General features: G+C 43.1%; 22 protein-coding genes. 17 read left to right on the top strand and 5 right to left on the bottom strand.

The genetic code is table 11. The features are described from left to right. The 6 genes from UF75_RS09640 to UF75_RS28130 form a co-directional block, all read left to right on the top strand. Positions 1-483 (top strand): hypothetical protein (locus tag UF75_RS09640; protein ID WP_207642476.1); only part of this gene is annotated, 483 nt, incomplete at its 5' end. Then, on the top strand, positions 473-1,402 hold the full coding sequence (locus UF75_RS09635; protein ID WP_045574396.1) for a YCF48-related protein: 930 nt from the start codon (positions 473-475) through the stop codon (positions 1,400-1,402). The genes UF75_RS09640 and UF75_RS09635, both read left to right, overlap by 11 nt. A gap of 29 nt (positions 1,403-1,431) precedes the next feature. Further along, complete coding sequence (locus tag UF75_RS28135; RefSeq protein WP_156146336.1) at positions 1,432-1,644, top strand: hypothetical protein; 213 nt, start codon at positions 1,432-1,434, stop codon at positions 1,642-1,644. Between the two features lie 104 nt (positions 1,645-1,748). After that, positions 1,749-2,822, top strand: a complete 1,074-nt coding sequence (locus UF75_RS09630; RefSeq protein WP_045574395.1) for a DUF2157 domain-containing protein — start codon at positions 1,749-1,751, stop codon at positions 2,820-2,822. Continuing rightward, the gene (locus UF75_RS09625; RefSeq protein ID WP_045574394.1) at positions 2,815-3,327 is read left to right on the top strand and encodes a GDYXXLXY domain-containing protein; all 513 of its coding nucleotides are present in this window, start codon (positions 2,815-2,817) and stop codon (positions 3,325-3,327) included. Before UF75_RS09630 ends, UF75_RS09625 begins: the two co-directional genes overlap by 8 nt. 276 nt (positions 3,328-3,603) lie before the next feature. Further along, positions 3,604-3,795, top strand: coding sequence for a hypothetical protein (locus UF75_RS28130; RefSeq protein WP_156146334.1), 192 nt, complete (start codon positions 3,604-3,606; stop codon positions 3,793-3,795). Between the two features lie 128 nt (positions 3,796-3,923). Here the strand turns inward: UF75_RS28130 and UF75_RS09620 are convergent, their stop codons facing one another. Next, positions 3,924-5,063: an acyl-CoA dehydrogenase family protein gene (locus tag UF75_RS09620; protein ID WP_045574393.1), complete on the bottom strand. Its 1,140-nt coding sequence runs from the start codon at positions 5,061-5,063 to the stop codon at positions 3,924-3,926. 319 nt (positions 5,064-5,382) lie between these two features. On the opposite strand from UF75_RS09620, the gene UF75_RS09615 reads away from it, so the two are divergent. The 6 genes from UF75_RS09615 (at position 5,383) to UF75_RS09590 (ending at position 12,846) form a co-directional block, all read left to right on the top strand. Next, complete coding sequence (locus tag UF75_RS09615; protein WP_045574392.1) at positions 5,383-6,534, top strand: thiolase family protein; 1,152 nt, start codon at positions 5,383-5,385, stop codon at positions 6,532-6,534. Between the two features lie 34 nt (positions 6,535-6,568). After that, positions 6,569-7,333 carry a 3-hydroxyacyl-CoA dehydrogenase gene (locus tag UF75_RS09610; protein ID WP_045574391.1) on the top strand — a complete coding sequence of 255 codons (765 nt, stop codon included), beginning with the start codon at positions 6,569-6,571 and terminating at the stop codon, positions 7,331-7,333. A gap of 118 nt (positions 7,334-7,451) precedes the next feature. Then, entirely contained in the window at positions 7,452-8,588 is a 1,137-nt protein-coding gene (locus tag UF75_RS09605; RefSeq protein WP_045574390.1) for an acyl-CoA dehydrogenase family protein, read from the top strand. Positions 8,589-8,620: 32 nt separating this feature from the next. Next, complete coding sequence (locus tag UF75_RS09600) at positions 8,621-9,784, top strand: CaiB/BaiF CoA-transferase family protein (RefSeq protein WP_045574389.1); 1,164 nt, start codon at positions 8,621-8,623, stop codon at positions 9,782-9,784. A gap of 217 nt (positions 9,785-10,001) precedes the next feature. After that, positions 10,002-12,101: a sigma-54-dependent Fis family transcriptional regulator gene (locus UF75_RS09595; protein WP_045574388.1), complete on the top strand. Its 2,100-nt coding sequence runs from the start codon at positions 10,002-10,004 to the stop codon at positions 12,099-12,101. Positions 12,102-12,267: 166 nt separating this feature from the next. Continuing rightward, positions 12,268-12,846, top strand: a complete 579-nt coding sequence (locus UF75_RS09590) for a DUF2680 domain-containing protein (protein WP_045574387.1) — start codon at positions 12,268-12,270, stop codon at positions 12,844-12,846. A 111-nt stretch (positions 12,847-12,957) separates the two neighbouring features. Here the strand turns inward: UF75_RS09590 and UF75_RS09585 are convergent, their stop codons facing one another. From UF75_RS09585 to UF75_RS09575, 3 genes are all read right to left on the bottom strand, one after another. After that, positions 12,958-13,266, bottom strand: coding sequence for a zinc-ribbon domain containing protein (locus UF75_RS09585; RefSeq protein ID WP_082075079.1), 309 nt, complete (start codon positions 13,264-13,266; stop codon positions 12,958-12,960). A gap of 206 nt (positions 13,267-13,472) precedes the next feature. After that, entirely contained in the window at positions 13,473-15,086 is a 1,614-nt protein-coding gene (locus UF75_RS09580) for an ATP-binding cassette domain-containing protein (RefSeq protein WP_045574385.1), read from the bottom strand. Between the two features lie 217 nt (positions 15,087-15,303). Beyond that, on the bottom strand, positions 15,304-15,660 hold the full coding sequence (locus UF75_RS09575) for a carboxymuconolactone decarboxylase family protein (RefSeq protein ID WP_045574384.1): 357 nt from the start codon (positions 15,658-15,660) through the stop codon (positions 15,304-15,306). A gap of 138 nt (positions 15,661-15,798) precedes the next feature. On the opposite strand from UF75_RS09575, the gene UF75_RS09570 reads away from it, so the two are divergent. Genes UF75_RS09570 through UF75_RS09560 form a run of 3 tightly spaced genes read left to right on the top strand, consistent with a single transcriptional unit; the run spans position 15,799 to position 17,133 of the window. Then, entirely contained in the window at positions 15,799-16,041 is a 243-nt protein-coding gene (locus UF75_RS09570) for a DUF2164 domain-containing protein (protein ID WP_045574383.1), read from the top strand. Positions 16,042-16,076: 35 nt separating this feature from the next. Beyond that, positions 16,077-16,577 (top strand): GNAT family N-acetyltransferase, encoded by a 501-nt coding sequence (locus UF75_RS09565; protein WP_045574382.1) that lies wholly within the window; start codon positions 16,077-16,079, stop codon positions 16,575-16,577. A gap of 40 nt (positions 16,578-16,617) precedes the next feature. Then, on the top strand, positions 16,618-17,133 hold the full coding sequence (locus UF75_RS09560) for a DNA-deoxyinosine glycosylase (protein WP_242860183.1): 516 nt from the start codon (positions 16,618-16,620) through the stop codon (positions 17,131-17,133). 37 nt (positions 17,134-17,170) lie between these two features. Here the strand turns inward: UF75_RS09560 and UF75_RS09555 are convergent, their stop codons facing one another. Then, the gene (locus UF75_RS09555) at positions 17,171-18,514 is read right to left on the bottom strand and encodes an ATP-binding protein (RefSeq protein ID WP_045574380.1); all 1,344 of its coding nucleotides are present in this window, start codon (positions 18,512-18,514) and stop codon (positions 17,171-17,173) included. Between the two features lie 167 nt (positions 18,515-18,681). Here UF75_RS09555 and UF75_RS09550 point away from each other — a divergent pair, with 167 nt between their 5' ends. Beyond that, a complete protein-coding gene (locus UF75_RS09550) occupies positions 18,682-20,493 on the top strand; it encodes a MutS family DNA mismatch repair protein (protein WP_045574379.1) in 1,812 nt (603 codons plus the stop codon). Between the two features lie 77 nt (positions 20,494-20,570). Then, complete coding sequence (locus tag UF75_RS09545) at positions 20,571-21,044, top strand: DUF523 domain-containing protein (RefSeq protein ID WP_045574378.1); 474 nt, start codon at positions 20,571-20,573, stop codon at positions 21,042-21,044. The last annotated feature ends 261 nt before the right edge of the window (positions 21,045-21,305 follow it).

Genomic DNA, 21,305 nt, shown 5'->3' with positions numbered 1-21,305 from the left:
CCCAGGTTCCGATCGATTATGCTTGGTTTCAACCTTGAAGATGTACTGAGGGTACGAACTGGAGGAACATTGATGAAAAGAATGTTTTTTCTCAGTCTTACTATGATCTTAAGCATATCTTTATTCGGTTGTAGTTCTAATGGTGTGGATTATAAAATGACTTTTCCTAATCAGCCGGCCTTAACTCAAGGAGAGGCGATTAGTGTTAATGGAGAAAGCGCTCAGTCTTCACTTCATTCCATCGATTTCATCGATAAGAATTTGGGCTGGGTTGTTAGAAATGATGACAATTCGAATGAGCATAGCTCCCAGATTCTTAAGACTGAAGATGGAGGGATAAGTTGGAAGACCATAAAACTGAACAATTTAATCATACAGAAATTGATGTTTATTAATAAAACAACGGGATGGGCCGTAGGTAATGCTGACCTCCAAACCGCTACCAACGAAGAGTCACCATTTAACATCCGATTTGCAAACTAGGAACGGTGATTTATTCTACACGGCCAATGCAGGTCTTGATTGGCAGAAAATCAATCAAATTAGGAGTGCAAGGCCAACGCCAACAGAAGTGAAGTTTATTACACCTCAAGTTGGCTGGATTCCGTTAGATGTTGGTGCCGGGCCTATCTCAGGCGGGTTAATGCTGACAAAGGACGGTGGGAGAAATTTCACCATAGTTGGAAGAGATGAAGAGATGAGTAGTAACCGGGAGGTTGATTTTATTTCGGAACAACAGGGCTGGGTTATTGCTACAGCGCCTAATCAAGGGGATTATATCATGCGTACTGGCGATGGCGGACAAACCTGGACTCAAGTCTATCCCAAGCCCAGACCGACCAAGGACATATCCTTTATTGATTGTCAATACGGTTTTGGGTTGGGACAGCTTTCCAATTCAGGAGCGTTGCTATATACTTCAGATGGGGGGAGCACATGGAAAGATATTTACAGCTTTTCAGATAGATTCCGCCCCAGTAAGCTTTCGTTCGTGAATCGCGACATGGGCTGGGTGATAGGTACCTCAATAAACTCAGAGAAATCAGTCATTCTCAAGACGACTGACGCGGGGAACCATTGGATACCATTGGATATAGATATTCCTCCATTACCCTACTTCGCCTCATATTTTCGATTTTTCGATCCGAATAACGGCATCATAGTCGCGAACCACTTTAATGTCTACCGTTCACAAGATGGTGGACGGAGCTGGCAAGTGTCAACGCAAGAATTGTCAATAGTTGCGTTTATTTCGCTTGGACATGGGTATAGAAACCCAACTGATCTATTAGGTTTTTCAGCAGGAGGGGGATTCACCTGCCCAGGAAATAGACGAAAAGAGAAAGGTGAAATAACTAACATTGACGTCATTAAGAAAAGTGTATCTAAAACGACTGGATAAACAAGACGTTTTAGGTATTTGGTCTGCTGTTGGGTACGATCAAGCAATATAATGAAGAGAAAGAAGGTCAATGCAGACCTCATGGAGGAAGTGGGCAAATTAAGGGATTGCAACATACCTTTGTGGTGACGCCTTCGCTTCCTGACGATGTAACTGGATTTGAATTTAGACTGACCATACGACCACATCGTGATGAGTCGAAAATTGTTACTCTTGCGGAATTGCCGGTAACTATTAAGTAGAGGATTTCTACAGAGTGATTTATTCTCTAATGCGGGAATAGACCATCGCACTGAGGAGCATACAGCATTCTGAGCTCTGGTTAGTATCAAGGAGGAACAACGATTTGAAAAGGCAAATTAGTAAAGCTAACTTCTCCTTAGTAAGTACAGAATTAGAACACTATGAAAGTAATGGACTTATCACAGGGGAGCAAAAAAGCGGAATTCTTGAGATCTATGAAATTAAGGGTGGTCTCAACTTTATTCGAGTAGTGGTTACAATTGGCGCACTGTTGGTGGGTCTCGGAATCTTAAGTTTTATTGCCAGCAACTGGGATGGGATCAGTCATTTAGTCAAACTCCTGATTATCTTCGGAGTTTTCGTTGGGGTAAACGTTACAGGATACATGCTCTCTGAGAATAATCCCAAGACGGGCCGAAGTTTTATTTACCTAGGCACTCTGGTTTACGGAGCAGGTATCTTTCTGATTGGACAGATGTATAACTATGGAGGGGATTTTCCCACTGCGTTTCTACTCTGGTCCCTAGGAGTGCTTCCGATGGCGTTCCTGCTTAAAGACAAGTATTTAATGCTGTTTGCGAACCTTCTGTTTGGGGTCTATCTGTTTGGTTCCTTTAATCAGGGCTTCCCTTATGCAGGATGGGTTGGGGTACCCGTCGTGTATCTGGCCTATAACTACTTTGAAAAATCAAGGCTCCTCTTGTTCTTCGCCAATCTTACAGCCTTAACTTTTATTTTCGAAATCACTCTAAACTATGAAGTAGAGGGTCTATATGTTGCGCTGCTCTTTTTCGTGATAGGACTTGTGATGTATGCAGTCAAACACACTTTAGAGCCCGATATTTTCCGGGTTCAGGGCAACATTTTGTTTGGGGTTACTGGTGTGATTTTGACTATGCCTGATTTATGGAACATAGTAGTGAGTGCTCAGTCAACACGTTTAGTAAGTATTCTCTTTGCTCTGGCCTTTGTTGCCTTGCTGTTTGTCCTCATCAGAAAAGGAAGTCTCATCAGCCTGATCTTTGTATGTGTTACCATCTTCAGGTATTATACGGATACCTTTGCGTTTTTACCGAAGTCGCTGTTCTTTATCGTGGGAGGGCTGCTGTTACTCGGCTTTGGTTTCTACTTTGAACGCATGATGAAGTCAGCAAAAGGGGGATACTTGCATGACTAAGAAAAAAACGTTCCTACTAGCCGTGGCGATTCCCTTAATTATCCTCTTAGCGATGACCATTAAGCCTCAAGCCACCGTTTTCTTCGGGAAAGAGATCGTTCTAGAGACAAAGGCTTATGACCCGACAGATTTGTTTAGGGGGGACTATGTTGCCCTTAACTTCGCAATTTCGGATGTGCCAAGGTCTAAGGTGACCTTACTTTTAGATAAGGTATACAATAAGAATCTCTATGTGAGTCTTAAACCAGAGGGCAAGTATTATGTAGTGGACCAAGTTAGTGAAACGAGACCTAAGCAAGGGGTCTATTTAAAAGGGAAATTCCAGGAAATATACAACCAGTTTAACGAGGCCGGTAATTTCAGAGTCGATTACAGTTTGGACAAGTATTTTATTGAACAAGGTAGTGGGAAGGATTTTGAACAGGAATCCTTGAAGGGTGAACTTGTAGGAACCGTTAAGGTCCTCGGTGGGTATGGAGTTCTGACGGGAATCGCACCGCGCTAGGGAGGTGCAATAATTATGCGTAAAAGTTATTTCCACCACGACTTGTGGACAAAGGCATGAGTTGGTCGAGGAAGCATGCTTGTAACCGATTTATATTCTTAAGTTAATATTTCGTAGGTGAATGTAGATACCGCCAGAATATTTTGATGTTCTGGTTTTTTTATACTAGTCAGAAAGTATAACTTCGTTATATACTTTCTGGAAGCATAAGGGCAACTAAGGCGGCCGCCTTCGCCAAGGCTTGGCGCCAGCCAAGTTTTCTTTATGTAATATTTGTTGAATCATTTACTTAGTATGAATGCCGTAGAACAGATAGGAAAAGATATTGAGGAAATTGCTGAAAATACCAAGGATGAAGTAGCCAGCTCTGCTCAGATCGTTGAATTGACTTGGTTGCCAATATTACGAACACAACAGCTGCAAACAGTGAGGAAGTCACTGCTGCAGCTGAGGAACAGGCTTCTGTGATTCTCTGAAAATGAGGACAGTGTGACTGTTTTTATAAATATATTTATGCTGAAGAGAAAAGGGGCTGTCTCATTGAGACAACCCTTTACTTTTACTTACCAAGAATGTCGCATGCTATATTTTAACCATTAAAAAAGTCGCTTGGCAATGGTTATTTTCTCGATTTCCTTAGCTCCTTCGTAGATTTCCAGAATCTTAGCATCCCTATAAAAACGTTGGATATCGTACTCGTCGATATAGCCATAACCACCGTGCATTTGGAGAGCTTTGTCGGTTACCCAGACTGCTGTCTCTCCGGCATAGAATTTAGCCATGGCGTTGAGGGAGGGATCCAACTGTCCGTTGTCGGCTTTCCAAGCGGCCTTATAGATGATGTTGCGGGCCAATTCAATACGGGTCGCCATCTCTGCCAATTGAAACTGAATACCTTGGTTTGCAGCTAGGGGAATCCCAAAGGTTTTACGCTCTTGTACATATTTAAGCGCTAAATCTAAAGCTCCTTGTGCAAGACCAAGTCCTTGTGAGGCAACCATAATGCGCGTCTGATCAAAGAAATGCATGAGTTGGTGGAAGCCATTACCTTCTATCCCCACAAGGTTTTTTTGAGGCACTCTCACATCTTCGAACGTGATTTCTGCCGTATCTGAGGCCCGAATACCCATTTTTCCGTGGATTTTCATTCGTGTAATTCCTGGAAGTTTCGCGTCCACGATGATTAAGCTGTGGCGCTGTGTTTTCTTAGGGGCATCAGGGTTTGTAACGCATAAAGCGACCATATAGTCACAAATTGTTCCGTTCGTAATAAACGTTTTGCTGCCGTTAATGACGTAGTCCGTCCCGTCTTTAGTCGCTCGGGTCGAAGTCCCTGCCACATCGCTGCCAGCATTGGGCTCGGTATAAGCGCCAGCGAAGACTGCTTGACCAGCAGGCAGCATAGGAAGATAGGTTTTCTTTTGTTCTTCGCTGCCATAGTTAATAATATTTTCGGCGCCAAAGGTTGCGGCGACAGCGGCTAAGCCGAGTCCTAAATCGACTCTAGATAGCTGTTCTGTAATTAAAGCAGTTTCCATCCAGCCAGCGCCTGGTCCTCCGTATTCCTCAGGAATTGCAATTCCAACCAGCCCTGCTTCACAGGCCTTTTGCCATATCTCTCTGGGATATTTCTCCTCACGGTCACATTCTTTGGCAATAGGTGTAAACTCTTTAAGCGCAAATTTGTAGGCTAGGCTTTGAAAGGCTCTTTGTTCTTCTGATAATGCGAAATCCAAATGTAGTTACCCCCTTTTTTTGAGTTCATCTATCCAGAATATTGCAATTTAGATGCCAATCTCAGAGGGCTAAGTATTCCGTGTTTTCGGATGTCAAAGAGAAAACTAAAGTGTCCATTGCGTTGTCAACTGTCCGTCATACAGGACAAGTTCCAAGTAGTAAGGGGGGTTAAATTGCTGCATTTTTAGGTAGAATCGCTAAGAGTGCTAGACTAAGCTGAGGTGGCATGGTATTTGCAACGTTATAACATTAAGTAACAGAAAATTCAGAGTTGTAAAATAAACACTTTAGCAATTCGAAGAAGGGTGGGTTAAAACTATGAGAGAAGTAGTCATCGTTGAAGCCGTGAGAACTCCTGTAGGTCGGAGGAATGGGTTATTAAGCCGACTTCGCTCGGAAGATCTGGCAGGCTTAGTCCTGAGAGAGGTGGTCAAACGTGCAGGAGTTGATTCTGCCTTGGTCGAGGATGTGTTGATGGGGTGCGTCTCACAAGTAGGAGAGCAAGGGTTTTGTATTGGACGGCAGGCAGCACTTATTGCTGATTATCCTCCACATGTTCCGGGCCTCACAATTGATCGGCAGTGCGGCTCTAGTCAACAAGCGGTACATTTCGCGGCCCAAGCCATCTTAGCAGGGGACATGGATATTGTTGTTGCGGCAGGAGTAGAAAATATGTCCAGGGTACCTATGGGTTCCAATGTTAAGGGAACGGAATTATCCAAGGAGCTTACTTCGCGCTATGAAATTATTAACCAAGGTCTTTCAACAGAGCGAATTGCGGAAAAGTGGGGTATCAGTCGGCAACAAATGGACGAATTTTCCTTAGCAAGCCATGGCAAAGCACTTAAATCTCAAGAAGAAGGGCGCTTTGAGCGAGAGATAATGCCTATAAGCGTGGTCCTAGCGGACGATAGCCAAGCGATTATGAAAATGGATGAGGGTCCAAGACGGGACACTAGCTTGGAAAAGCTCGCTAGTCTGAAATCTCCCTTCATAGAAAATGGTCAAGTTACTGCTGGTAATGCAAGCCAGATTTCGGATGGTGCTGCCGCAGTGCTGGTGATGTCTCGGGAGAGAGCAGAAGAACTGGGACTTAAGCCACGCTTCCGAATTGTGGCTAGGAGTGTCATAGGTTCAGATCCCACTCTCATGCTAACTGGGCCCATTGCGGCCACAGCTAAGGTATTAGCCAAAGCCGGTCTCCACCTTTCGGACATAGATATTTTTGAGGTGAATGAAGCCTTCGCCGCAGTTCCGTTAGCTTGGTTAAAAGATACCGGTGCTGATCCAAAGAAGCTTAATCCTAATGGCGGAGCAATTGCCCTTGGTCATCCTTTAGGCGCCAGCGGGGCACGGTTGATGACCACGCTAATGCACGAATTAGAACGAACGGGTGGCCGTTATGGACTGCAAACTATGTGCGAAGGGCATGGAATGGCGAATGCGACTATTATTGAGCGCTTAGATTGATAGATGTAGATTAGGATTATGGGGGAAAATGAGGATGGAATTAAAACAAGTGATAGCATTTGTTACGGGTGGGGCATCTGGCTTGGGTGAAGCGACTGTCCGACGGATCGTTAACGACGGAGGCAAGGCGATGGTTCTCGATCTTGCGGTGGAACGGGGAGAGAAGTTAGTCTCCGAATTAGGAGGCAATGCCGTATTTCAGAAAATGGATGTTTGCAGTGCAGAGAGCGTGCAGACGGCCCTAGATCGAACCGTTGAGGAATTTGGGCACTTCAATGTTGTCGTGAATTGTGCAGGTATTGCGATTGCCGAAAAGGTAATAGGTAAGAAAACGCATGCTCTAGAAAGTTTCTCTAAAATTCTGCAGGTGAACCTTATCGGTAGTTTTAACGTTATCCGGCTTGCCGCGGCTCAAATGGTGGATAATGTGCCGAATGCAGGGGGCGAGAGAGGGGTAATCATTAACTCCGCTTCCATTGCTGCCTATGAGGGTCAAATTGGGCAGGCCGCGTACAGCGCTTCGAAAGGCGGAATTGTTGCCATGACCTTGCCCATTGCACGGGAGATGGCAACCCATGGCATTCGAGTGATGACAATCGCTCCGGGTCTCTTTGAAACCCCGATGTTTGATTCTATACCAGAGGAGGTACGTAAGTCTCTGGGTGCCATGATCCCCTTCCCATCTCGACTGGGCTACCCAGAAGAATATGCTCTTTTAGTGAGAAGTATCCTTGAGAACCCTATGCTCAATGGCACTACGATTCGTCTGGACGGGGCCATTCGTATGCAACCTAAGTAAGACATATTCTGTTATGAAGAATGCATGAATCATGTTATAGAGTTAATAGCAGTCACAAAATAGCTGTCAATACTAAAATAGTCATGGATGTCTCGCGAAGGTAGAAAGGAAGGGGAAGATGGACGTCTATTCAGAAGACCACAAAATCTTTCGTCGGGCCTTTGTAAAATTTGTGAAAAATGAACTCTCTCCGCATATTGAGGAATGGGAAGAAAAGCGGGAAATCCCTCGCTGGGCATGGCTCCGAATGGGAGAAATGGGCTATTTATGTCCGTGGTTAGAAGAAAAATACGGCGGTTCTGGTGCGGATTTTGGTTTTTCTGCCATCCTCAATGAGGAACTAGCTAAAGCTGGAGTGGGCATTGGGATGGGACTACATAGTGACATTATTGCTCCTTATATTCAGGCGTATGGTACAGAAAAGCAGAAATCCGACTGGCTTCCTGCCTGTGCTCGAGGAGAAAAAATTTTGGCCATTGCCATGACCGAGCCCCAAGCCGGGTCTGATCTTCAAGGAATGAGAGCTTCTGCTGTTCGGGACGGGGATGAATATGTTATTAATGGCACAAAGACGTTTATTAGTAATGGGGTTTTTGCAGATTTGATCATTGTGGCGGTAAAGACTGAGACTGCAGGAATATCGAACCACAAAGGAATTAGCCTTATTGTTGTGGAAAATGGGACGCTCGGTTTTACAAAAGGTAGAAAGATGAATAAGTTGGGGATGCATAGCCAAGATACAGCGGAACTCTTTTTCGACAACTGCAGGGTCCCGATCACCCATCGTCTAGGCGAAGAAGGTCAGGGATTTTCATATCTTATGGAAAAGCTCCAACAGGAACGCCTTATCTCAGCTCTTTACTCCCAGGGCTTGGCAGAGCGAATGCTGACGGATACGATTGCCTATGTCAAGACAAGGGAGGCTTTTGGGCAACTGATCGGCAAATTCCAGCATAACGCCTTTAAGATTGCTGAAATGGCAACAGAGGTTGAATTCGGGCGAGTGTTCGTGGATAATCTCGTCGCGGATCATATGGCCGGGCAAGACATTGTTACTCGGGTTTCGATGGCCAAATACTGGGTTGGAGAGATGGCTAATCGAGTGGCCTATGATTGCCTCCAACTTTACGGAGGGTATGGCTATATGGAAGAGTACCCTATTGCCCGACACTACCGAGATGTGCGGGTGCACACGATCTTTGCGGGTACTTCAGAGATCATGAAACTAATCATCGCTAGAAAGTTAGGGTTGTGAGTAGGGCGGAGTAGGAAGGAGTGGGAAGTAGGATGTATCAGCTCTTAAATGGGGTGCGGATTCTCGATTTAACCCGTCTACTACCCGGAGGATATGCCAGTCAGCTGCTGGCTGATTTAGGTGCTAAAGTTTTGAAAGTGGAAGATCCGTGGCAAGGGGATTATCTGCGTTGGATGAAGCCTTACTTGCCCGGAACGAAAGAAAGTGCCCTCTACTGGTCACTGAACCGAAATAAAAAGAGTCTTAAATTGAATCTGAAAAGCAAGGAAGGACGGGAAACCTTTTTCCGTCTCCTTAGCAAGTATGACATTGTCATGGAAGGGTTTCGACCCGGAGTGATGGATAGCTTGGGTCTGAGCTATAAAGAGCTTAAGAAAGTTAACCCCTCTGTGATCCTTTGCTCTATTTCAGGTTATGGACAGGACGGGCCGTATTGCCGACGTTCAGGCCATGATCTAAATTATCTGGCGCTTAGCGGGGCGCTAGGTCTCACGGGACAAGCCGGAGGGGCCCCCGTACCGCCGGCAGTACAGGTGGCGGACATTGGCGGAGGGGCTCTAATGGCCGTGACTGGAATCCTAAGCGCCTATATTGCCCGGCTGCAAACGGGTCGAGGTCAATATATTGACATTTCAATGCTGGATGGTGTGGTTTCCTGGATGGCGATGCTCTATGCTCAACAAGCGGTTGAGGATGCCACTTCGAAGCGTGGGGAAGGGATGTTAAATGGGGGGGAAGTTTGTTATGGCGTTTATGAAACTTTGGATGCTCGTTTTATGAGTCTTGGGGCCTTAGAACCAAAGTTTTGGCAAGCTTTTTGTCAGGTAATAGGACGCGATGATCTTATAGACAAGCAGTTTGCTCGCGACCCAAGTGTCTTGAGAGAGGTGAAAACGATTTTTAGGAGTAGGTCCCAGGAAGACTGGACAGACCTTTTCAAGGATAAAGACGTTTGTTGTGAGCCGGTCTTAGAACTATCAGAGGTTCGGGAGCATCCTCAGATTCGGGCTCGAAACCTATTTTCTCTGTTTGGACGCCCTGAGAAAAAGGCTGTAAAGACCATCAGAAATCCGCTTAAATTTCCCGAAGAAGAAGAGCTGCCCGATCAAATTCCTCCGGGCTTAGGAGAGCAGACAAGAGAGGTTTTAGAAGAGGCAGGGTTCACTAAGGAGGAGATCAATCACCTAATGGAATAGAATCCTGTTCATAAGAAACACTCAAGGCTTATAGTAGTACCTAGATTATGGAAACAACAAAGAGTCCTCCTAAAGTAGACTAAGTCTGCTGAGGGAGGGCATTTTTGATACTTTATAGCTAGCGCATGGGGCTAGCCAAACTTTATATTGAAGCATGAATGTTCTGAAATAAAGGATTTGCAGTTGTCCGGGGAGAATAAAACTGCGAGGTGAGAGTATGCTAGTCAGCGATATGATGACCCAAGATGTTCCTCTTCTTCATTTAAACGATAATCTAAGGCAGGGGGTTGAACTTTTACGTTGGACCAAGTTAGATGCTCTACCAGTGATTGATAAAGAGGGTTTTCTGATTGGGATCTTTACCAAAGCCAATGTATTAGATGCTTTTTTGTCTGAGGCAAGTACAGCGGAACTAATTGAGCAGCATTTTAATCCCCAAGTAGTCACTGTCGAAGCCGATACTCCTTATCTTGAGGTAGAACAGAGGGCGAAAAAGAGTTCAGTTGGGACGGGTGTGGTTGTCGACAAAAAGGGAAAAGCGCTTGGGATTTTTACCAAGGTGGATATGATTTTGGCCCTTTTTCGAGAAGCGGAAGAAATGGCCACTCAACTTAACACGGTGTATCAGGCCATGCCCAACGGTCTTATCGTCATTGATCGCAATAAGCGTATCCAACAGATAAATCCTTCTGGTCAGAAAATCCTTGGCTTGGAGCAAGAAGCACTTATGGGTCGCTTGTTTAATAGTGTTTTTCCAAGCTTAGATCTGAGTGGAGTGCTAAAATATTCACAACATTTAGTAGGGGTTCAGACTCAAATGAACAAGGTTACCGTCCTATGCAATATTAGCCCGGTAAGTGAGTTGGCAGGAGCTGTGATCGTTTTCCAGGCCCTGACCGACTTAGATCAAGTAGCTTTAGAGCTAGATGCCACCAAGCGTTTGTACGAGACGTTGCTGACGGTCACAAATATTGCCTATGAAGCCATCTTTGTCGTGGACGATCAGGGGAAGATCACATTGGTCAATGAGGCAGCTTGTCAGTTTATTGGGAAGAGAGAAAAGGAACTCTTGCAACAGCCTGTGGATCAGGTGATTGAGAATACTCGTCTGCTAAGAACTTTAAAAACTGGCATGGCGGAAACTAATGAAATCCAAGTCATTTACGGGCGGGCTTATATCGTTTCCCGCCTGCCTATCGTGCGCCAGGGTAAGATTATTGGAGCAGTGTGTAAAATTACCTTTCAGAGACTGGAAGAAGTCAAGGATGTTGCTCAAAGACTTGCTCAAATGGACCATGAGTTAAGTTTTTATAAGGAACAATTAGGCTCAACCAAAGTACCTATAACCTTCAATCAGATTGTTACGGTCAGTCCGGATATGCGACGTCTGAAACTAGAAGCAGAAATGGCGGCTCGTGGAACTTCAACCATTATGCTCACCGGAGAAAGTGGCACAGGCAAGGAACTTTTTGCGGAGGCTATTCATCAGGCGAGTCAATGTCGAAAAGGACCCTATGTAAAGGTTAATTGTGCTGCAGTACCAGAAAACCTTTTAGAGTCAGAATTTTTCGGGTATACAAGCGGGGCCTTTACTGGTGCTCAAAAAGGAGGAAAACCGGGCAAATTTGCGGTTGCTCATAATGGGACGTTATTTTTAGATGAAATCGGAGATATGTCTCTAAATTTGCAGAGTAAGCTTTTGCGAGTTTTGGAAGACAAATGTTTTGAACCTATTGGGAGTAATGAAGTCCTGAAAGTGGATGTGCGGATCATCGCAGCTACGAATCAGGACCTTATCCAGAAGGTTGAGAAGGGTCAATTTCGAAGGGATCTTTATTACCGACTTAATGTGATCCATTTCCACCTCCTCCCCATGCATGCTCGCCTAGAAGATGTTATTCCGCTCGTTCACGTCTTTTTAGAACGCTTGAATTATGATTTTGGCAAGCAGATTAGCGATATTTCTCAAGATGTACGCAGGACGCTTCTGCGTCATCGTTGGCCGGGTAATGTTAGGGAATTGAAAAATGTCATAGAACGAGCGGTTAATTTTGCTTCGGGAGATAGGTTGGAGCTTGAGGATTTACCATTTTACCTTAGGGAACCTAAGCATGAAGAAAGGTCGACCTTTGAGAAAGGCTGGAACCTTGAAAATGCCCACAAACATTTGGATAAAGAGACGTTAGAAAAGGCTTTAATCAAGATGAACGGCAACAAGTCTGAAGCAGCACGACTCCTGGGGATTTCTCGGTCCTGGCTTTACGAAAAAATGCGCCGGTATGAGATTCATGAATTAAATCTTAAGGATAGGCTTTGACATGCATTAGCGTTTTTTCAAGGAAGCATACATTTTCTTTAATGAAAGCTCACAACTTCTTAAACTTCAATTCACAATTTATACAAATTTAGTGGTTAAGATAATGGTGTACCGATCAGAAGTGTCAGACTTGATGGGTAATACTTTTAAGAAGGGGGAATGGCGTTTGAAGAAGAGACTTGCCGTAGGTGTGCTGAGTGCAGTGTTGTTGGTTGGAGGAGCCACTGCAGTTTTCGCTGCCCCAGATTCAACTCAGCTTGCTGAACTTAAGGACTTGGTAAAGCAAAAGTTTAGCATCCAGAAACAAATTGTTGAGAAAGAAGTGGGGTTAGGGCTTAGAACTGCAGACCAAGGGGAGGCTATGAAAAAATCTATCGATCAACGCCAACAGGCAACCGAACAAGCCATCGATAACGGTAAGGTCTTTGCTCCAGGTATGAGGAGTAAAGGGATGGGAATGCGCGGTGATGCCACAAAGTTTACTAATGGTCAACCTCTAACGGACGAACAAATTAAAACTTGGAGTGACGCTGCTGAAGCCCGTCTGACTGCTCAAGTGGAGGCCATGAAAAGTTATGGCAAGTTAACTGAAGAGCAAATTAAGACCTGGAGTGATGCAGCAAAAGCTCAGTTAGACGTTCAAAAAGAGGCCCTAAAAAGTGGCACCTTTATTCCGGGAGAAATGGGTAAGCGGGGTGGTTATGGGGGCTTTAGATCAATGACTCCGTCCACTAATACACAATAACTTATTGGCGAGGGACACCACCCTATTGAGGTTCAAAGTACATTAAATAAATAAATTAATAAAAAAACCCTCCATAACCTTTCGGTTTGGAGGGTTTTTAAAATTAGCGATTTACCAATTGCTACGTGTACGTGGTTGATAGCAATCACGACAGTATACTGGCTTGTCACCAGAAGGTTGGAAAGGAACGGTTGTTTCTTTTCCACAAGTTGCGCAGATAGCTGGGAACATTTCGCGTTGTTGACGCGCATATCCACCGCCGCCTTGGTTTCTGGTTTGTGCTTTTTTAGCTGCACGGCACTCTGGGCAACGTCCAGGCTCATTGGTGAACCCTTTTTCAGCATAGAACTCTTGCTCTGAGGCTGTAAACTCGAAATCACGACCACAATCTTTGCAATTTAGAACTTTGTCATTGAACATTATAAAAAACCTCCACTAAAATATTACCCGCGCCTACATGGCAAGTTCACCAACTTCTTCCCGGAGCCTTAGGTAATAGAGAAGGTTTGCTTAAATCCACTAGTTTTAACGAGCTTGCATCAGTATAACTAAAAAATCGATTGATGTCAAATTTATTATTTTGTATTCACTCATACATTTCTATGGAGTGCATGCTTAAGTGTCGTTTAAGCATACATTGTTTCGCGTAAGGCCTTAACATCCTCATTTTCCAGATATTCATCAAACGTCATTTGCCGATCAAGGAGTCCCTGTGGGGTTATCTCAATGATCCGGTTAGCTATGGTTTGGACAAACTGGTGGTCTTGGGATACGAACAGGATATTCCCATCAAGATTAGTCAGGGAATTATTGAGAGCCGTGATGGATTCCATATCAAGGTGATTGGTGGGTTCGTCTAATATAAGGACATTGGCACCACTTAGCATCATTCTGGATACCATGCAGCGTACCTTTTCACCCCCGGAAAGGACGCGGGCAGATTTTAGGGACTCATCTCCGGAAAAGAGCATTCTCCCCAGAAATCCCCGGACAAATGATTCGTCAGGGTCTTTAGAAAATTGTCTGAGCCAGTCAACTAGATTGAGATCAGTATCAAAATAAGAGGAGTTATCTTGGGGGAAATAGGCTTGGGTGGTAGTAATACCCCAATTGATTTCCCCTTCATCAGGTTGAATTTCACCCATGAGAACCTTAAATAAAGTAGTCTTAGCATTGCCATCGGGTCCAACAAAGGCTATTTTATCCCCTTTATTCATCATAAATGAGAGGTTATCCAGTATTTTTGTACCTTCAACGCTCACGGTCAAGTTCTTGACGGTCAAAATATTGTTGCCCGCCTCTCGATCTGGCGTGAAGGCAATATAGGGATATTTACGGGAAGAAGGTTTTATATCATCGAGGGTTAGTTTATCGAGTTGTTTCTTCCGAGAGGTTGCTTGTTTTGCTTTCGAGGCATTGGAACTGAAGCGTTGAATAAATTTCTGTAGCTCTTCAATTTTATCTTCTTTTTTACGATTTGCTTCTCGCATAAGTCTCAGGGCCAATTGACTTGACTCATACCAAAAATCATAGTTGCCCACGTAAAGCTGGACTTTCCCAAAGTCGATGTCGGCGATGTGAGTGCATACTTTGTTTAGAAAATGCCGGTCATGCGAGACAACAATGACGGTATTTTCGTAATTGTAGAGGAAGTTTTCCAACCAAGCAATTGAAGTTAGGTCAAGATGGTTGGTTGGCTCATCAAGTAAGAGGATATTCGGGTTGCCAAAGAGAGCCTGAGCCAGCAATACTCGAACTTTTTCATGGCCACTGAGTTCTTTCATTTTGCTACTTTGGAGATCCTTGCCGATGCCTAGTCCCATTAATAGTTCTGAGGCCTCTGCCTCAGCTTGCCAACCATTAAGTTCCGCGAAATCCCCCTCGAGTATGGAAGCCTTAATTCCGTCTGCTTCTGAAAAGTCCGGCTTGGAATAGAGAGCATCTTTTTCTTCCATGATTTCGAATAACTTAGCGTGTCCCATGATGACAGTTTTCAGGACTTCAGTTTCTTCAAATTCGAAGTGATCTTGTTTTAAGACGCCAATTCGCTCGCCCGGGGTGAGGATGACTTCCCCGCTGGAAGAGTCAATTTCACCCGCTAAAATTTTTAGAAACGTCGATTTGCCTGCGCCATTAGCGCCAATTAAGCCGTAACAGTTTCCTGGCAGAAATTTTACATTCACATCTTCAAATAATGCTCGCTTACCAAATCTTAAAGTTAACCCACTGGTACTAATCATTTTTAATCGTTCCTTTATTATAGATTTACATATAAATATACATATACCAAGAATACAGTATATCATTTTATTAAGAGAAGATATAGCATGTTAATAATGGAATTGGAGAAATTCCTCAATTGAAGAAATTAAGCAAGCCCTCATACCTTAATCAAAGGTTGAGGGCCTGGAACTTCAGAAACTTCAAATTAATCGAAACTTTGGGGTTTCATAGGAATTAATGAATTGAGCTGGTTTCAGCTTCATTTAAGAGACTTCTTAGGGCTAGAATCCCAGACATTGTTCGAGGGAACCCAGCGCTGGGAGCCACTAAGAGAATGGCATGTTCAATTTCTTCTTTTGTGCAACCACAATTTAAAGCTTTATAAATATGAGTTCTTAGGGCTCTAGGATACTGGCATTCTGTTGACAAAGCGACTTTTATTAACCAGCAAGTCTTTTCATCTAACGGACCACCTTCTTCGTGTACTAAACGACCATAAGTTTCGTAGGCCTTATAAATTGTCTCGTGATGTTCCGTAAAATACTTCAGATTTTGCTCCGTACTATCTATGTTATCAAAATAGTCTTCCATGCGTGACGCTCCTTCCTGCTTTTTAACATTATTCGCCAGCAAATGAAACTTTATGCATACTTAAACATAGTTTATAATGGTTTGTGTACCTAATCTCACATGAATTTGAATAAGTCATAAATTGAAGGGGAGAATTATATGCCAAAAATGGAAATAGAACTTAAAAAAGAAGTTAGAGAAGTTCTTCTTGAAGCCATTAGGAAGTATTTTTGGAATGAGAGGAATGAGGAAATCACTCATTTGGGAGCGGAGTTGCTGTTGGATTTTATCGTCAATGAAATCGGACCTTACATATATAACAGAGGGATCGAGGATTCTTACAACTATATGAATGAACGAATCGAGGACTTACTCGGTCTTGAGAAACGGCCTAGGAAATAAGGTTCTATATATATGAGATTGGAGTGATTCTAGTCATGAACTATAAGATTAGAGGAATGTTTGAAGCTGATTGGGAACTGGTAAGAGACATTTACATTGAGGGGATCAAATCTGGAAACGCTACCTTCGAGACTAAGGCGCCAGATTGGGAGATGTGGGATACTGCTCATGTAAAGACCTGTCGATTAGTCGCCGAATGCGAGAATAAGGTCGTGGGATGGGTTGCTCTAAGTCCAGTTTCAGGCCGTAGTGTTTATGCTGGTGTCGCGGAAGTAAGTATTTATCTGGCCCAGGATTATTGTGGACAGGGAATCGGAGTTAGGCTTCTGGAAGAATTGATTAGGTGTTCTGAGGAACGGGGTTTCTGGACGTTGCAGTCCGGTATCTTTCCGGAAAATGCGGCGAGCTTAGCCTTGCATAGAAAATGCGGTTTTCGCGAAGTTGGTATCAATAAGAAACTTGGAAAAATGAACAACGGTACTTGGCGCGATGTTGTGCAGGTAGAACGTAGGAGCAAAGTGGTGGGGACTGACTGATTAGGTTTCTCACAGCTAAAAGGGGGAGATTGTACTGAGTTTGCTGCGTTCATTTCAACCGATTGCGGATGAGCAATCGCGAATTTTAATTCTAGGGTCCATGCCAGGGGTGGAATCCCTCAGATTACAACAGTATTATGCGAATCCCAGGAATCAATTTTGGAAATTAATCTTTGCCCTCTTTGACTTGGACCCTTATGAAGACTATGAAGAACGGATTCTATTCATTAAGAATCAACATATTGCATTATGGGATGTCATTGAGAGGTGTTTTAGAGAGGGGAGTCTGGACTCAAAGATTCGAGAAGAGCAAGTAAACGATTTCAGGGGTCTGTTTATGAGATATCCTACTATAAAAACAGTGGTATTTAATGGAGGCAAAGCGTACGAAACCTACAAAAAATGGATTGGATTCGGGACAATACCAAATTTAACGTTTCACAAGCTTACATCCTCTAGCCCAGCGAACACCAAGCGATATGAGGAGAAAAAAAGAGAATGGAGCGTTATCGGGGACATCCTAAAGGTAAGCTCCTCTGTCCTCAATCTTCATTAGATCTTAATGGTTCTCCACAAGTTCTAAATACTTAGCTTCAGGTGTTATTGAGAGTATCATGTCCCTCAATCCAATCGACAAACTGTCTTGCCGTCCGTGCAGAACGTCCGTTATACCAAAGAGCCCACTGTAAAGCTTCTCGATGCAACGTTTCTTTGTCCATCGTTAAATGTCTGTTTGTCGCAATTCCATCGACTATATTTAGATACCGTTTTTGATCGGGTGATGAGAATACCACGCTAATACCAAATCTATCCGCGAGCGAAAGCTTTTCCTGCATGCTGTCCCCGGCGTGTACTTCCTCATTATGGTTGCCCGACTGTAAGCCAGCTCTCTCGCTAAAATATTCCTTCACTAGGTGTCTTCGGTTGGAAGTGGCATAAATTAATATGTTGGAGGTTTTACTTTCAAGGCCGCCCTCGAGCACCGCTTTAAGCGAAGTATAGTTCTCTTCGTTGTCCCCAAAGACAAGATCATCCACGAAGATGATAAACCTTTGGGCCCTATTTTTTAAATGCCTAATGATCGAGGGGAAGTCAGCAAGATAAGCCTTTGGAACTTCTAGCATCCTCAGTCCCTGACTATGATATTCGTTAAGTATAGCTTTAACAGTAGATGATTTCCCTGTACCCCGATCTCCATAGAGAAGAACATTGTTGGATGGGAAGCCCTTCAGAAATTGAAGAGTATTTTCGATAATTCTTGTACGCTCATTTTGGTACTCTACTAGTTCGTCTAAAGTGATGGCATCAGGATTATCGATTCCCCTTATGTAACCTGAACCGTCAATTCTTTCCCAAACAAAGGCGAAATAGCGTGCGAATAATCCACAACCAAAGTGTTTATGGAACTTTTTGAGCTCTTTTAAACAGTCTTGCCAGTGGTCGCAGGCATTTATATGCTCTTTTATTTGATTTAGATGGTTTGCAAGGGTAGTGTTATGACTTTCTACAACCCATTCTGGAAGTTCTTCAATGAGGGTATCATGGGGATCATTGTTATATAGAGCAACTAGGTGGGTTTTAACTAAAGCAGAATTAAGCCCAGCTATAAGTTGGAGACCGTCCAAATCCCGGGCGACAGCTTTCTCAAGCACATTGGTGTTGTTAATCTCAACAGCTTGTTGTTGAAAGGTGAATGGATTTTCATCAAAGATTATCCGATCAAGGACATAATCAGCAAGTGACATTGTACCAGTTTTGGCAAGTTCAAAGTAAAATTCATGATAGGTGTTGATAACTTCTCTAAAGGTTACCTCTGCTTTCGTTAGGGAAATAAGGAGTGTCTTCAATTTAATAAATACCTTATCTTCTAAGAGTCCCCTATAAATTGAAAGAGAATCCAAGGCCAGTAACATGGACGATAATTTCTTTTGTTCCATAATAATCTAATCCCTCCAGTATCCAAGTATAACATTCGGGCAACTATTAGGGAAGAAAGGATGAAATGAATCCCAAGATGTGGTAATGCTTGTTCGGGTGGTGTATAATACTGATAGAGACAAAAACTTTAACAGTTTTCTTAGGTAATGTATTTGGAGGTATGTAGTTGATAGAGCCTAAAGAACAATATCAAAAACGAAAAACGTATTATGCACGACGGATGGAGAACTTAACCCAGACGATTAACCGTTTAAGTAATATAAGACTTGCAACATTTCTTGCTGGCAGTGGGCTAGCTATATTTTTTTATTTAAATCGAACTACTTCTTTAGGGATAAGTATGGTTACTTTAACCGTATTAGCGTTTGCCATCTTGGTTGTTCGGCACCAAACTTTAAAAAGGCGTCAAAGTTACATTCGATTGATTTATGAAAACTATGATCATGCCTTGAAGCGCCTTGCTGGAGAATGGAAATCCTTTTCAGATTTGGGTAAGGATTTCAAAGACCCAGCTCATCCTTATTCGGACGATCTCGATCTTTTTGGCTTGGGCTCTTTGTTTCAATGGATTAATACCGCTAAAACTTTTAGAGGAAGGGAAACCCTAAAAGAGTGGTTGTCTGAGCCCCCAATTGAGATTGATGTGATCTTGAAAAAACAAGCAGCGATTAAGGAAATCTCAAAGAATCTGGCTTGGCGTCAGCGGCTTTTAGCGGATGCAAGTATGACACAGAGTGCGCTGAGCTCTCCGGCAGCCATTATTGAATGGGCGAAGACCTTCGATTCTAGTTATCTGCGCGTTAGGGTACGGATAATAGCCCGTGCACTTCCGATCATTACGATCCTATTTTTGCTGCTCTATCTTATGACCTCAAGAATTTCTTTTTGGTATCCTCTGATTGGTGTTGTAGTTCAGTCGCTAATACTCTTGATGGGAAAGCAAAGAGGTAAAGTGCTTAATGCAGTTTATTCTAATCGGGAAAGTTTAAAAACTTATGAAACGATGTTAGATCGCTTTGAAAAACGGTCTTTTCAATCGGAATATCTTAAATCTCTAAAAAAGGGCTTACGCGATCGTGATGGTCAATCTGCCTCTGAACAGATCAGGAAACTAGCGCGTTTGGCCGATCTAATAGCCAACCGTAATAATGCCATATTTTTGATCATCAATATTTTAACGCTTTGGGATATCCAGTGTATGATTGCCTTAGAATCTTGGAAAGAGAAATCAGGTCGTTCTCTGGGTCAATGGATTAACGCAATTGCCGAATTGGAAGCCTTGTCTAGTCTTTCAATTATTCACTTCGAGCATCCAGATTGGGGATTTCCGGAGATTAGATCAGAAGATTCCGGAATTATCGCAGTCAAATTGGGACACCCACTTTTGAAAGCCTCAGTTTGTAACGATGTATCGATCGAGAAACACTCTGGAATTTTGTTAATTACAGGTTCCAACATGTCTGGGAAAAGCACGTTACTCCGGACAGTAGGTATTAATCTAGTGTTGGCCTATACTGGGGCACCAGTTTATGCTCAGTCCTTTAGTTGCTCAAGACTGCAGATTTATACCTGTATGCGCGTGAGTGATAACCTCGGAGAAAATATCTCTTCATTTTATGCGGAATTATTGCGAATTAAGCAGATCGTCAGTGCCACGAAGACGGATAAGAGAATTTTTTTCTTGTTAGATGAGATTTTTAAAGGAACGAATTCACAGGATCGTCATGCAGGGGCCAAGGTTTTGATTCGGCAGTTAAGCAAAGTTGGAGCAATAGGGATGGTTTCCACCCATGATTTAGAACTGGGAGAACTTGAACGAGAAAGTGAACGAAAAATTCGAAACTATCATTTTCGGGAGTATTATACAAACGATCAAATACAGTTTGATTATAAACTTCGAGCCGGGATTTCAACTACGCGAAATGCTATGTATCTTATTAAAATGGCTGGAATCGATATCGATGAAACTTATAGTTGAAACAAGTTTGTTGACAGGGTTAGAAGAGTAACTCCTTAGCCAGGGGAAGTTAATGTTGAGAAAAGGACTATATTACTATGATTATTGTAAGTGCTTGTCTACTTGGGTTAAACACTAAGTATGATGGAAACGCAAATGCTCAAGCTTTGCTTCAAAAATATAGTGCCCTGGGAAAGTTTATCCCAGTTTGTCCTGAACAACTAGGCGGATTGCCAACTCCGAGAGTACCAGTGGAGATTATCGGCGGAACTGGAAAGGATGTTCTTAATGGACAATGTATGGCCCAGGGTGAGCAGGGAGAAGTCGTCACCTCGGAATTTATTCTAGGTGCAAAAGAAGTCATTAAAATCGTAGAAATGGTTACGGTCACTGCGGCGATTCTCAAGGAGCGGAGTCCTTCCTGTGGAGTGAATTATATATATGATGGTAGCTTTTCACATCAGATCAAGTCGGGTCAGGGAGTGACGGCGGCATTGCTGACGGAGCATAATATCCCTATTTATTCCGCAGAGGAACTGACTGAGGAGAGGTTACTTGAATTGTTAATCTGACAATATTGACGAACGTTTTACTTGGGCTGCGAATAAAACATTTTAACCTTCCAAATTTTATAGTCTATCCTTAGAATAGTGTGTCAAGTTTTTTCGATACTATTAAACTATGAATAATCATTGTTTCCTATTATAAGCACCTAAGATTAAACTCTTTGGGTGCTTAATTTGATGCATTCTTTTATGTCACTTATTGGACATAGATTATGTCGCGTAGATTTCATTTAATTTAATACATTCGGTATAAAATTAGACTGGATT

The sequence above is a fragment of the Desulfosporosinus sp. I2 genome (assembly GCF_000960765.1).
In the GTDB taxonomy this organism is placed as follows: Bacteria; Bacillota; Desulfitobacteriia; order Desulfitobacteriales; family Desulfitobacteriaceae; genus Desulfosporosinus.
This window is presented reverse-complemented; position numbering and strand designations above follow the sequence as displayed.

What these genes read in the sequence shown, in the direction of transcription:
- UF75_RS09605 (WP_045574390.1), top strand. Translation starts at nt 7,452, where the DNA reads ATGGACGTCTATTCAGAAGACCACAAAATCTTTCGTCGGGCCTTTGTA.
- UF75_RS09555 (WP_045574380.1), bottom strand. Translation starts at nt 18,514, where the DNA reads ATGGAACAAAAGAAATTATCGTCCATGTTACTGGCCTTGGATTCTCTT.
- UF75_RS09580 (WP_045574385.1), bottom strand. Translation starts at nt 15,086, where the DNA reads ATGATTAGTACCAGTGGGTTAACTTTAAGATTTGGTAAGCGAGCATTA.
- UF75_RS09600 (WP_045574389.1), top strand. Translation starts at nt 8,621, where the DNA reads ATGTATCAGCTCTTAAATGGGGTGCGGATTCTCGATTTAACCCGTCTA.
- UF75_RS09565 (WP_045574382.1), top strand. Translation starts at nt 16,077, where the DNA reads ATGAACTATAAGATTAGAGGAATGTTTGAAGCTGATTGGGAACTGGTA.
- UF75_RS09595 (WP_045574388.1), top strand. Translation starts at nt 10,002, where the DNA reads ATGCTAGTCAGCGATATGATGACCCAAGATGTTCCTCTTCTTCATTTA.
- UF75_RS09625 (WP_045574394.1), top strand. Translation starts at nt 2,815, where the DNA reads ATGACTAAGAAAAAAACGTTCCTACTAGCCGTGGCGATTCCCTTAATT.
- UF75_RS09570 (WP_045574383.1), top strand. Translation starts at nt 15,799, where the DNA reads ATGCCAAAAATGGAAATAGAACTTAAAAAAGAAGTTAGAGAAGTTCTT.
- UF75_RS09615 (WP_045574392.1), top strand. Translation starts at nt 5,383, where the DNA reads ATGAGAGAAGTAGTCATCGTTGAAGCCGTGAGAACTCCTGTAGGTCGG.
- UF75_RS09585 (WP_082075079.1), bottom strand. Translation starts at nt 13,266, where the DNA reads ATGTTCAATGACAAAGTTCTAAATTGCAAAGATTGTGGTCGTGATTTC.
- UF75_RS09610 (WP_045574391.1), top strand. Translation starts at nt 6,569, where the DNA reads ATGGAATTAAAACAAGTGATAGCATTTGTTACGGGTGGGGCATCTGGC.
- UF75_RS09575 (WP_045574384.1), bottom strand. Translation starts at nt 15,660, where the DNA reads ATGGAAGACTATTTTGATAACATAGATAGTACGGAGCAAAATCTGAAG.
- UF75_RS09545 (WP_045574378.1), top strand. Translation starts at nt 20,571, where the DNA reads ATGATTATTGTAAGTGCTTGTCTACTTGGGTTAAACACTAAGTATGAT.